Origin of the sequence: Prevotella pallens, assembly GCF_900454935.1 — a bacterium.
GTDB classification, from domain to species: domain Bacteria; phylum Bacteroidota; class Bacteroidia; order Bacteroidales; family Bacteroidaceae; genus Prevotella; species Prevotella pallens.
In genome coordinates this window covers 21835-35016 of the sequence record NZ_UGTP01000001.1, presented here as the reverse complement: position 1 = coordinate 35016, position 13182 = coordinate 21835, and the positions used below count along the sequence as shown (strand labels likewise).

The 13182-nt window shown below is 36.1% G+C and carries 11 protein-coding genes; 6 read left to right on the top strand and 5 right to left on the bottom strand.

Features of this window, described 5'->3' with window-relative positions:
* Window positions 1-54 precede the first annotated feature (54 nt).
* A complete protein-coding gene (locus tag DX009_RS00155; RefSeq protein WP_006044068.1) occupies window positions 55-1356 on the bottom strand; it encodes a UDP-N-acetylmuramoyl-tripeptide--D-alanyl-D-alanine ligase in 1302 nt (433 codons plus the stop codon).
* Window positions 1357-1732: 376 nt separating this feature from the next.
* On the opposite strand from DX009_RS00155, the gene DX009_RS00150 reads away from it, so the two are divergent.
* Entirely contained in the window at window positions 1733-2389 is a 657-nt protein-coding gene (locus DX009_RS00150) for a hypothetical protein (RefSeq protein WP_115082602.1), read from the top strand.
* Between the two features lie 230 nt (window positions 2390-2619).
* Here the strand turns inward: DX009_RS00150 and pnp are convergent, their stop codons facing one another.
* A complete protein-coding gene (gene pnp, locus DX009_RS00145) occupies window positions 2620-4836 on the bottom strand; it encodes a polyribonucleotide nucleotidyltransferase (RefSeq protein ID WP_006044072.1) in 2217 nt (738 codons plus the stop codon).
* A 348-nt stretch (window positions 4837-5184) separates the two neighbouring features.
* Here pnp and DX009_RS00140 point away from each other — a divergent pair, with 348 nt between their 5' ends.
* Window positions 5185-7071 (top strand): heavy metal translocating P-type ATPase, encoded by a 1887-nt coding sequence (locus DX009_RS00140; RefSeq protein WP_115082601.1) that lies wholly within the window; start codon window positions 5185-5187, stop codon window positions 7069-7071.
* 236 nt (window positions 7072-7307) lie between these two features.
* On the opposite strand, the gene radC is transcribed toward DX009_RS00140, so the two are convergent.
* The 3 genes from radC to efp all read right to left on the bottom strand — a co-directional run bounded on the left by radC (window position 7308) and on the right by efp (window position 9727).
* Window positions 7308-8000, bottom strand: coding sequence for a RadC family protein (gene radC, locus DX009_RS00135; RefSeq protein WP_115082600.1), 693 nt, complete (start codon window positions 7998-8000; stop codon window positions 7308-7310).
* An 11-nt stretch (window positions 8001-8011) separates the two neighbouring features.
* On the bottom strand, window positions 8012-9064 hold the full coding sequence (locus DX009_RS00130) for a glycosyltransferase family 2 protein (RefSeq protein WP_115083775.1): 1053 nt from the start codon (window positions 9062-9064) through the stop codon (window positions 8012-8014).
* 96 nt (window positions 9065-9160) lie between these two features.
* Window positions 9161-9727, bottom strand: a complete 567-nt coding sequence (efp, locus tag DX009_RS00125; RefSeq protein WP_006044079.1) for an elongation factor P — start codon at window positions 9725-9727, stop codon at window positions 9161-9163.
* Window positions 9728-9944: 217 nt separating this feature from the next.
* Between efp and rpmH the strand changes: the two genes are divergently transcribed.
* From rpmH to DX009_RS00105, 4 genes are all read left to right on the top strand, one after another.
* Window positions 9945-10100 carry a 50S ribosomal protein L34 gene (rpmH, locus tag DX009_RS00120; RefSeq protein WP_004354441.1) on the top strand — a complete coding sequence of 52 codons (156 nt, stop codon included), beginning with the start codon at window positions 9945-9947 and terminating at the stop codon, window positions 10098-10100.
* A gap of 114 nt (window positions 10101-10214) precedes the next feature.
* A complete protein-coding gene (locus DX009_RS00115) occupies window positions 10215-10991 on the top strand; it encodes a PASTA domain-containing protein (protein WP_006044081.1) in 777 nt (258 codons plus the stop codon).
* Window positions 10992-11001: 10 nt separating this feature from the next.
* Window positions 11002-12090 (top strand): RluA family pseudouridine synthase, encoded by a 1089-nt coding sequence (locus DX009_RS00110; protein WP_115082599.1) that lies wholly within the window; start codon window positions 11002-11004, stop codon window positions 12088-12090.
* Between the two features lie 32 nt (window positions 12091-12122).
* Entirely contained in the window at window positions 12123-13118 is a 996-nt protein-coding gene (locus DX009_RS00105; RefSeq protein WP_006044083.1) for a D-alanine--D-alanine ligase, read from the top strand.
* Window positions 13119-13182 lie beyond the last annotated feature (64 nt).

Genomic DNA, 13182 nt, shown 5'->3' with positions numbered 1-13182 from the left:
TAATTTACTGTTAGCAAACTTTTTATACGCTTTATATTTTTATTTTGCTATTGTTTATAGCAATTTTGGTAGTTCGTATAGCTTTGTGCCATTACTACCTTTTATTAGTATATAATGGTTTTTAGGCATATTGTGAGCTAATTCGGCTTTCACCTCTTCTACATCTTTAAATTTTTGGAATGTAGTTTTGGTTTTTCCAAATTCATCGCCCACAAGCCACACATTTGTAATGCCTGCTGCAAGCAGCAAATCTACTATTTTTTGATGTTCTTCGGCAGTAACATCTCCTAATTCTCGCATATCTCCAAGTATTGCCATTTTATTTTTTACAGCCATTAATCGGAAGTTTTCTATGGCAGCAGCCATACTTGAAGGGTTAGCATTGTAGGCATCAACAATAAGTTTGTTGTTTTGTGTTTCGGTTAGCTGAGAACGATTATTGCTTGGCACATAATTTTCTAATGCGTGGCAAATTTGTTGTGTTGAAACGCCAAAATGCAAACCTATAGCAATGGCAGCCAACATATTATCTAAATTATATGCACCTACAAGATGGGTAAGAACTTCTTTCCATTCGCCTCCAGCCTCATGCCAACGGAAGCGAAGAAAGGGTGCACAATCTACAATTTCGCCTTGTATATTTGCAGTTTCGTCTTGACCATACGAAACAATTCGTTCAAAATTGCGTTGTTCAGCCATTTCGGTAAGGTCGGTATTACTTTCGTTTAGGAAAAGTAAACAATTGTGTGCTTTCAAATAATCGTAAAGTTCGCCCTTTGTTTGTTTCACACCTTCAAAACTTCCAAAACCTTGCAGGTGAGCACGCCCTACATTTGTTATTAATCCACAGGTAGGTTCTACATATTCTACCAACTTTTTAATATCTCCCTTATGAGATGCTCCCATTTCTATTACAGCAATTTCGTGTTCGGGACGTAAACATAACAAGGTTTTAGGTACACCTACATCGTTGTTAAAATTGCCTTCTGTGTGCAATACATTATATTTCTCTGCCAAAACAGCCGAAATTAGCTCTTTCGATGTAGTTTTTCCGTTTGTTCCAGTAATACCAATCACAGGAATTTGGAATGTACGGCGGTGTTCTCTTGCTATTTCTTTGTAAGCCACAAGAGCATCGTCTACAAATATAATATGTTCGTTTCCTGCTTCAGCATATTCTTTCTCGTCTACAATAGCATAACTGCACCCTTTTTCTAATGCAGCTTTTGCAAATTTATTACCATCGAACGACGCTCCTTTCAGTGCAATAAATATACTTCCTTTGGGACAATTGCGACTATCTGTGGTTATTACGGGGTGTTGTTCGTATAGTTTATACAATTCTTTGCTGTCCATATCTTCGTTTTTTATACATACAAAGGTAATGGAAATAGTAGAAACATCAAAAGAAAGACGCTGCTTTTATTCGAGTCTATACAGAAAAGAAAGCATTCTTAAAAGCACTATGCCTATAGAAAAAAGCATTATCGGCAAGTATCTATCAATAAACACAAAAATATAGAAACGCCTTATATGATTTGTAGAAGTGGAACGACATAAAAAAACTTGAGAAATGCAGTTTATTTTCAAAACAGAAGACGATATAAAAATAATACATTAACTTTGTCCTATCAAACAAGAGAAATATCAGTGTAATACGGTTCGTGTTTGGACACAAACTAATTTAAAGTAACAGATGTTGTTACAAATAAAAACAAAAGATTAAAAACGTATGAAACCAATCTATTATAAAAAAAGCATTATCGGGCTACAATGGCTTATCTTCTTTGTTTATGTAGGCTTTCTTTTTATAGAATGTTATAAAACAAACAACGAAGTTGTGTTCGTTAATATTCCTATTAAGTATAATAATGAGCAATGCCCAACTCAAGATGTTGGAATTAGATTTACTAAAGGGGGAAAATTTACTCCAGCCAGTATGCAATTTTCATCTGATAAGTTCCCTGATAAAGAATTTGAAGTTAATAATTTTGATGGAGTTTTATTTTTAAAAAGTATTTACTGGAATAAGGAAGAACGTCCTACATTTTTAGGTTGCTGTATAGAACAAAAACACTTACAAGATAATGAACGAGAAATTCCATGTTTCTTATCAGCACAAAAAAAGGATATATATCACTACATTGCACTACTTTCTTATGTGAAAAGTGAACACATCTTTTTTCTAATTACACTTATAATTGCAATGTTAGCAATAATGCTCTTTTTTGTTATAAAAGTTAATTATTCGCCTATATTATTCAATTTAGCTGGAACTGCAGCTATATTTTTCTGCTTTACACCTCCAATAGCTTTGTTTTTGATACTTATAATATACTTTCTTCCTTCCAAAGAAAGAATGAAGAAAATAATAATGGGTAAAAAATAAAATTTTAGCGGATAATGAACACAACCTATTTTGGCAGGAAATAGACAGGCTTTGAAATTGATTTTAACCACAAAAAAGTACAAATTCATCGACAAATAAATAGACTTATAAATAAAAGTTCCACAAATTCAATAGAATTTGTGGAACTTAAAATTAATATTTGTTCTTAAAATAATTAGTTGTAATTTGTTTGTAAGAAGAAAACCATATATGGTTATATTTCTCTACAATTAAGAACGATGATTATTGTCGCGATGTTGGCGACGTTCTCCTCTTTCTCCACGTGGGCGACGCTGAGGTTCTACATATCCTTCTGGCTTTTCGAGCAAACAACGGTGTGAAAGTTTATATTTACCAGTTTTAGGATCAATATCAAGAAGTTTAACCGAAATTTTATCGCCTTCTTTTATTCCAGCTTCTTCAACTGTTGCTAAGTGTTTCCAATCAATTTCAGAAATATGAAGCAAACCATCTTTACCTGGTAAAATCTCAACAAAGCAACCATAAGGCATAATAGAACGAACTGTACCTTCGTAAACTTCTCCTATTTCTGGTACGGCAACAATTGATTTAATTTTGCCCATTGCAGCATCAATTGCAGTTTTATTGGGTGCAGAAACCTGAATTTTACCTACACCATCAACTTCGTCAATGGTAATAGTAGCTCCACTTTCTTCTTGCATTTGCTGAATTATCTTACCACCAGGACCAATAATAGCACCAATAAATTCTTTTGGAATTTCGAGAGTTTCAATTCTTGGTACTTGTGGTTTCATTTCCTTACGTGGTTCAGGAATTGTTTCTGTTATTTTATCAAGAATATATTCGCGAGCTTGTTTTGCTTGCATAAGTGCTTTCTCAAGAATTTCGAATGAAAGTCCATCACACTTTATATCCATTTGCGTTGCTGTAATACCATCGCGAGTACCTGTAGTTTTAAAGTCCATATCGCCTAAGTGGTCTTCATCGCCAAGAATATCACTAAGTACAGCATATTTCTCTTCGCCAGGATTTTTTATTAAGCCCATTGCAATTCCTGAAACAGGTTTTTTGATAGGAACACCCGCATCCATCAAAGCAAGTGTACCAGAACATACGGTAGCCATAGAAGAAGAACCGTTAGATTCTAATACCTGACTTACGAGACGTACTGTATAAGGAAAATCTTCTGGTATCATTCCTTTCAAACCACGCCATGCTAAATGTCCATGTCCTATTTCACGACGACCAACTCCACGTTGTGCTTTTGCTTCGCCAGTGCAGAAAGGAGGGAAATTATAATGAAGAAGGAAACGTTGGTAACTCTTATCGAGCACATTGTCTACCATCTTTTCGTCTAACTTCGTTCCTAATGTACAAGTTGCAAGTGCTAATGTTTCGCCACGTTGGAAATAAGCACTTCCATGAGGCATTGGTAATGGATTAACTTCGCACCAAATTGGACGAATTTCATCGCAAGCACGACCATCCATGCGTTTGCCTGTATCAAGAACACTACGACGCATTGAGTCGCGTTGTACATCAGCAAAATATCTTTCTATTTCTGCGTGTTTTTCTTCAAGGTCGTCTTCAGAGAGTTCTGTATGTGCAGCATCGTAACGTTCTATGAAGTCTGTTTTTATTTTATCGTAAACTTCCTCACGATGTTTCTTATCGTCGTCGCCACTTTGTGCCTGTGCGTAGCAAGCATCGTATGTTTCTTTCTTAACTTGCTCGCGAAGTTCTTCATCGTTTATTTCATCGCAATATTCGCGCTTAACATCTGTACCAAGTTCTTTTGCAAGTTCTTCTTGAATTTCGCACATTGGTTTAATAGCATCGTGTGCAGCTTTCAAAGCATTAATAAGATCTTGCTCAGACACTTCGTCCATTTCGCCTTCTACCATCATAATATTATCTTTGGTAGCACCAACCATTATGTCCATATCAGCTTCTTTCATCTGTTCGAAGGTTGGATTTATGACATATTCTCCATTAATTCGTGCAACACGAACTTCAGAGATAGGATATTCGATAGGTATATTTGAGCATTGCATAGCTACAGATGCTGCAAAACCTGCCAATGCATCGGGCATATCGATACCGTCAGCTGAGAGAAGCATTACGTTAACAAATACTTCTGTGTGATAATCTGAAGGAAAAAGTGGACGAAGAACACGGTCTACAAGACGTGAAGTTAGTATTTCATCATCGTTAGCTTTGCCCTCGCGTTTAGTAAAACCACCAGGAAATCTACCTGCAGCTGCGTATTGTTCGCGATAATCTACTTGCAAAGGCATAAAGTCTGTACCTGGAACTGCCTCTTTAGCTGCACAAACTGTTGCTAAAAGCACAGTGTTACCCATTCTAATTACTGCTGCGCCATCAGCTTGTTTTGCAACCTTTCCAGTTTCAATTGTGATGCTTCTTCCATCAGACAATTGAAGAGTTTTCGTAATTACGTTCATCTAAAATTTAAATACTTATTGTTTTGACCTAACATCATAAAGAAATGCAAAAACTGCGAAAAAAGTAAAAGAACAAATAGAAATTTAACTTGTTAAGCATTTTACATTTCCACATAACTTTTTAAAATCGCACAAATTTAATGATTAATTGCTTAACAGACGAATAAAAGCTCATTTATTTTATTGTTCATATTGCTTTCACATACTTTCTACGTAGCTATAGAACATTATTTATATTCATTTCACTTTGTTTGTTAAAAAACTATCTTGTATACAGCAAACTTTGCAACTTGGTTGCATATTCTTTTATTTAACTTTGTCGCAAAATTAGTAACAAAACAAAAAACGATGAAGAAAAAAGTTATAAGAATTATCCTTACTTCTGTATTGCTATTAATAGCATGGTTGATAGACCGAAACTACAATTTGCCTATGTGGCAAACATTAATTGTTTATTTTGTGCCCTATTTGCTTATTAGTTATGATGTATTGGGCGAAGCTGTAGAAGGAATTATGGAAGGAAATCCTTTCGACGAAGACCTTCTTATGTCTATTGCTACAATTGGAGCCTTTATTATTGGATTTTTACCCAATGGAGAACCCGAATTTTTAGAAGGTGTTTTCGTTATGCTATTCTTCCAAATTGGAGAACTCTTTGAACATTATGCCGAAGACAAAACTCGAGATTCTATTTCTAACCTTATGGATATTCGCCCCGACTCTGCAAATGTTATAAAAAAAGGCGAAATCATCGTAACAAATCCCGCTAATGTTGCCATTGGAGAAACGATACTTGTGAAACCGGGAGAGAAAATTCCGCTCGATGGAGAAATAATTGAAGGCAACTCTAGTCTTAACACTGTAGCCTTAACAGGCGAAAGCATTCCAAAAGATGTTACTTTGGGCGACAATGTTGTATCAGGGTGCGTGAATATCTCTGGGTTATTGAAAATAAAGGTAAGTAAAACTTTCAATAATTCTACTGCTTCAAGAATTCTACAGTTAGTAGAGGAAGCAAGTGAAAATAAATCGAAGAACGAATCATTTATTCGTCGCTTCGCACACATATATACTCCTATCGTTGTTATTGCTGCAATTATTCTAGCGTTTATTCCACCTTTTTTTGCTGACAGTTATAACGATGCTCTTTCTACTTGGCTTTACCGTGCACTTACATTCTTAATTGTTAGTTGTCCGTGTGCTTTGGTTATTTCTATCCCATTATCGTTCTTCTGTGGTATTGGAGGTGCCGGACATATAGGTATTCTTATAAAAGGTGGAAATTATATGGAAGCTTTAGCACGTGCAAAAACTATTGTTTTCGATAAAACTGGAACATTAACTCGTGGTGTTTTTGAGGTAGAAGCTATTCACCCTAATCAGTTTTCAGAACAAGAACTCTTGCATCTTGCAGCACATGTTGAACAATTTTCTACACACCCAATAGCAATTGCTCTGAGAAATGCTTATAAAGATACGGGGTGCGAATGCAAAGTAGAAAACATAAAAGAATTTGCCGGACAAGGAATTTCTGCCGAAATAAACGGTAAAAACGTATGTGTAGGTAACAAAAAATTTATGGAACATATAGGTGCTGAAATTGTTGCCTGTAGCAAATGCCAACATTCAAAGGGGACCTCTGTACATGTAGCCATAGATGGCAAATATGTTGGTCATATTGTGATAGCCGACCAAATAAAAACCGATGCTTCTTCGGCTATCGCGAACTTAAAGAAAATTGGAATAGAAAAAACAGTAATGCTAACTGGCGATCGTAAAGAAGTAGCCGATGTAATTGCTAATAAATTAGGAATAGACGAATATTATAGCGAACTAATGCCTGCTGATAAAGTTGAACACGTTGAACGCTTATTACACCAAAAACCTATTAAAAGTACACTTGCTTTTGTGGGAGACGGTATAAACGATGCACCTGTTTTAGCCCGAGCTGATATTGGAATTGCAATGGGAGCACTTGGAAGTGATGCCGCAATAGAGGCAGCAAATGTTGTTCTTATGGACGATAAACCTTCAAAAATAGCCAAATCCATCGCTATTTCTAGAAGAACTATTGGCATTGCTCGACAAAATGCAGTATTTGCTATTGGTGTAAAAGTCGCAGTTCTTATACTTTCTACTGTAGGAATAGCAACAATGGGAATGGCTGTTTTTGCAGATGTTGGCGTAATGGTATTAGCAGTGCTAAATGCCACCCGTGCTTTAAGAGTAAAATAAATTTGTAATTCGAAATTTATAAACAAAATTATTTGCTTTAATATAATACCCTCATATAGCTATTTCTGTATTATGGGGGTATTTTTTTACTTTCTATATAGTGTTAAACTATGCGTAACAATGCTACAAGTTTAATGCTCAATTTATTCTTAATAAGAAATAAAATACTGGTTTAATGCTCTGTTTTTTTCTTTTTAAAAATAATAAATAGGAAATAGAATGATAGTATTTACCAACTATATTTTCCCTTCCTCGCGATAAGAATAAAAGTGTTGTTGGGCAACTATAACGTGGTCTACAAAATAAATATGCATTGTATCGGCAGCTTTCTTTAAACTGTTAGTAATATTGTCGTCTTCTCTACTAGGACGAGGGTTTCCGCTGGGGTGATTGTGGCATAAAGCAATAGCAGTAGCATTTCTTAGTAATGCTTCTTTTAAAATTATACGTATATCAATAGCAGTTCCAGTAATACCTCCGTGCGAAATACATTTAGCTTCTATAAGGTCTAACTTTTGATTCAACAATAAAATCCACGCTTCTTCAATATCTTTATCTTGAACTTTTGGATACATATAGTTGTATATAGAAATAGCCGAATTAAGATTTAGACGTTTTTCAATATCAGATGCCTGTCGTCTTTTTCCTAATTCGCATGCGGCAAGTATAGTTACAGCCTTTGCTTCGCCTATACCCATATAGGTTGTAAGGTCGGTAATAGATAATTTCCCAAGAGTATTAAGATTGTTCTTGCAATCTGCTAACACTCGTTTCATAAGTTCTACAGCTGTTTCGCGTGTTGATCCAGAACCAATAAGAATAGCTAAAAGTTCGGCATTAGAAAGAGTTTCAGCTCCAAAGTTAATTAGCTTTTCGCGTGGTTGATCTTCTTCTGCCCATTTATCAATGGTTAGTTTTGTTATCTCCATTGTGTTTGCTGTTATTTATAGAAATTCTTCTCGAAAGCAGCAAATTCGTCTTTGCCTTTTATGCAACGTTTCCACCATGCTTCAATAAATCCGAAACCGTAGCCCATAAGTTGCACGAAAGCAGCGCGAATACTAAGAAAGCCAATTTTTATGCTTTTGTTTTGAATAGTACTATCTATCAAGATTAAGAGTGAATAGAGTAGGATAGGGGCAATAGCACATATACAAAAAGATAAACCCACAGTTTTTGAAGAATAAGAAACCGATGGCACGAGCGAAACGAAAAGACCGATAATAAAAAGTAGGCTAAGGAATATAACACCCACGGTGAATACCATTGGTAGCAGATGAACTAGTTTCAGCGATTCTGGATATTTCTTATAAAGGTTTATGCGTGCAATCCCCGAATTGTACACTTGTCTATAAAATTTTCTGAAATCGGTACGGCGTTTGTGCCAAACCCATGCATCTGGAAAGAGGCGACAACGTTTATTAGCTTTAAAAATACGGATAGAAAAGTCTATATCTTCTCCGAAACGCATTTTAGAAAAACCTCCAAGTTCCATATAAACATTGCGACGAATGCCCATATTGAAAGAACGAGGATAGAACTTGTCTAGCTTTTTTTTGCCACCACGAATGCCACCCGTAGTAAAAAACGATGTCATAGAGTATGAAATAGCTTTCTGAGTATCAGAAAATGATTCGTGGGCAGCGTCAGGACCACCGAAAGCATCGGCAGGTTCACGTTTAAGTTCTTCTTCAATAGCACTTAAATATCCCTCGGGTAATACAACGTCAGAATCTAATATTAGTAAGTATTCGCCTTTTGCACGTTCAGCACCATAATTTCGGCTTTGTCCTGGACCAGAATTAGGTTTCATAAAATAATGCAAATCAAGTTGATTTGAGTATTTTCTGCAAACCTCTTCGCATGTTTTTTGTGAACCATCTTCTACAATTATAACTTCAAAATCAGTGAAAGTCTGACCTAACAAACTAGATAGAAGTTCGTTTACTTCGTCTGGACGATTAAAAACGGGAACAATAATGCTGTATTTCATAATACTTAGGTTAGGTTGGTGCATTATGCGGTATTATAAAAAAGAAAAAAGGACAGAAAGTTGGGTTGTTTTCTCAACTTTTGTCCTTTTGTTGTATTATGCGTTTATACGACCTAAGTAACTTCCGTCGCGTGTATCAATCTGAATAGTTTCGCCTTCGTTAATAAAGAGTGGAACTCTAACTACAGCGCCAGTCTCTAATGTGGCAGGTTTTGTAGCGTTTGTAGCTGTATTTCCTTTTACTCCAGGTTCGCTATGTGTAATTTTCAATACAGTTTTAACAGGCATCTCGGCAGAAAGGATAGTTCCATCAGAAGTATCTGTAACAACTTCTACTATGTCGCCTTCTTTCATATAGTCAGCTCCTGTAATTTGGTGGAGAGGAATAGGAATCTGTTCAAAAGTTTCCTGATTCATAAAGATATATCCAGTAGGGTCTTGATAAAGATACTGGTACGGACGACGTTCAACGCGAACATCTTCAAGTTTAAAACCTACTTGGAATGTACGCTCTAATACACGACCATCAGCAACATTCTTCAGTTTAGTAATCATAACCGTATTACCCTTACCCGGCTTCCTATGTTGAAAGTCAATACAAGTCCAAATCTTTCCATCAAGACGGATACATGTCCCGATTTTGATTTCTTGTGAATTAATCATAATCTATTATTTATATTTATTATTTATTTGTTACGGGATAATTTGCTTTGCGCTGCAAAGTTAAGCAAAATATGGAAAAAAACATAAATTATTCAGCTAAAAAACAGCCTTTTCTTGGTTAATTGAAAAAGAATAAGTAATTTTGCAACCCATAACGTGAGATTGTGTCTCAACGTAGAGTTTATTTTGCATAATAACATAAAAAGAATATATAACAATGAAAAGAACATTTCAGCCTCACAACCGTCGTCGTGTAAATAAACACGGTTTTCGTGAAAGAATGGCAACAAAAGATGGTCGCCGTGTTTTGGCAGCTCGTCGTGCAAAAGGTCGTAAGAAACTTACTGTGTCTGACGAACATCACGGAAAGTAATCTAAAGGCTTATAGAAAATTGACTTAGAAACGGAAAGAAGGAGAGACTATTCTTTGCTTCTTTCCGTTTTTTTATTTAACTTTGCCCATAATAAGATATATAGTATAATAAAAATGACGTCAAAGGGATTCGTCCACAGCTTTTTTAGTACCTATATTTGGGGAAATGTCCTCGCAATAGTAATTCTCGTAACAATACTTTTTATAGGTGTGCGATATGGAATTGACTATTATACCCACATGGGCGAGTCTATCGTTGTGCCAAATGTACTTCATAAACAATACGACGATGCGCTCGATATTATGGATAAAGTAGGATTGACAATTGAAGTCTCTGATACAGGATACGTAAAAAACTTACCACCCGATTGTATTTTAGAACAGACACCTGCTGGCGGGAAACGTGTAAAATCTACACGCGTTATATATGTAACTATTAATGCTGCCAGTGCGCCAACATTACCTTTACCAGATTTGGCAGATAATAGTTCTCTTAGAGAAGCGCAAGCAGAATTACTTTCAATGGGTTTTAAAGTGGGCGATCCTGAATATGTTCCTGGAGAAAAAGACTGGGTTTATGGCGTTTTGGTAAATGGAAAGCCTGCACAGGCAGGAGATCGGATTCCTAACGATGCCGTAATAGTATTACAAGTGGGCGATGGAACACGTAATGCAAACGATACTATAAATCAGTCGGGAAGTAGATATGAAGATGTAGAGGTTGAAGAGCCTAAATACGAAGAGTATTATGATTGGGTGGAAGTTCCTGTAGATGAAAATGGAAACGAAATAAAAGAAGAAAGTAAATCTACTCCACGTACGGTTCCTTCTGTTCCACCAAAATCGCCAGCTTTACCGCCTGACCAGAATGCACCAAAGCCAACTGAATAAAGAGTAAGGTATGATAGACAACGAAGAATACTTTAATGAAGATTTAGTTGACAATCTTTTAGACGAAGATGAGATAACAACTGATACGGGTGAACTTTACGAACACTTTAGAATGGTGGTAGATAGTGGGCAAGGTTCTGTACGGATAGATAAGTTTTTATTCGAACGAATGCCTAATTCTAGCCGTAATCGTATTCAGAAAGCTGCTGAAGCTGGTAGCATTTATGTTAATGGGACGCCAGTAAAAAGTAGTTATAAGGTTCGGCCTAACGATGTTATCACTCTAATGTTAGGCTGCCCGAAACACGATAATACAATTGTTGCCGAAGATATACCACTTAATGTTGTTTACGAAGACAACGAAATTATGGTAATAAATAAACCTGCGGGACTTGTTGTGCACCCTGGAGCTGGAAATTTTCACGGAACACTTATCAATGCTATAGCTTGGCATTTGCGCGATTTAAAGAATTTCGACCCAAACGATCCTGCTGTTGGCTTGGTTCATCGTATTGATAAAGATACAAGTGGACTTCTTTTAATAGCTAAAACTCCTGATGCAAAAACAAATCTTGGTAAACAGTTCTTTAATAAAACAACACATCGTAGCTATGTTGCATTAGTCTGGGGAAACTTTACAGAGAACGGAGGACGAGTAGAAGGAAATATTGGACGCAATCCAAAGGACAGACTACGTATGAAGGTGTTTTCTCCTAATTCGGGTATAGGGAAACCTGCTGTTACGCACTATAAAGTTTTGGAACGATTTGGCTATACCACTCTAATAGAATGTGTATTAGAAACAGGTCGAACACACCAAATTAGGGCACACATGAAACATATTGGACACCCACTTTTTGGAGATGAACGCTATGGCGGCACAGAAATATTGCGAGGACAGCGTTCTAGTACATATAAAGCCTATATACAAAATTGTTTTAAGTTGTGTAACCGACAAGCCTTGCACGCAAAAACACTTGGCTTTGTTCACCCAAATACTGGAGAGCAAATGGACTTTACAAGTGAACTTCCCAATGATTTAGCAAACGTAATAGAGAAGTGGCGAAATTATATAAATGGTAAACAAGAACTATCGTGAGCTTCTTGCATAATTAAAAATAAGTAATAAGAATGAAAGATATGAAACGTACAATAGCCATCGTTTGTGGTGGCGATTCTTCAGAACACGATGTTTCGCTCCGTTCTGCACAAGGATTGTATTCCTTCTTCGATAAGGAACGTTACAATATTTATATAGTCGATGTAAAAGGAACAGATTGGCATGTAAACCTCGATAATGGGCACACTGCACCTATTAATAAAAACGATTTTTCGTTTAATAATAATGGTCAGACCATCTTTTTCGACTATGCATATATTACTATACATGGACGTCCAGGCGAAAATGGTATTATGCAAGGCTATTTTGAGCTGGTAAATATTCCTTATTCTACATGCGATGTATTGGCATCGGCACTCACATTCGATAAGTTTGTGCTGAATCGTTATTTGAAATCATATAGCATTCATGTTTCTGAAAGTATTTTGCTTCGTATTGGCGATGCATACAACGAAAAAGAAATAGCAGAGAAAATAGGTATGCCATGTTTTGTAAAACCAGCAACCGATGGTAGTAGCTTTGGTGTTTCAAAAGTAAAGAATGCCGACCAATTAGCTCCTGCACTTCGTAAGGCTTTTATGGAAAGTTCAGAAGTTATGGTAGAAAGTTTCCTTGATGGTGTTGAAATAACACAAGGAATATATAAAACGAAAGAAAAGTCGGTTCCATTCCCCATCACAGAAGTGGTTACAAGCAACGAGTTTTTCGATTATAATGCTAAATACAATGGCGAGGTAGACGAAATTACTCCTGCTCGTATTAGCAAAGAATTGGCTGAAAAGGTAACAGAGGTTACTTCTCACATCTACGATATTCTGCACGCAAATGGTATTATTCGTATCGATTATATTATTACAAAAGATAACAATGGAAACGATGTTATCAATATGCTCGAAGTAAATACTACTCCAGGAATGACCGTTACAAGTTTTGTTCCACAACAAGTGAAAGCTGCCGGACTTGACATAAAAGATGTACTAAGCGATATAGTAGAAAACCAATTCTAAATATGTTATATAATATAAGGTGTAGACCAATATGGCTCTGCACCTTTATTTGTTTATAGCAACT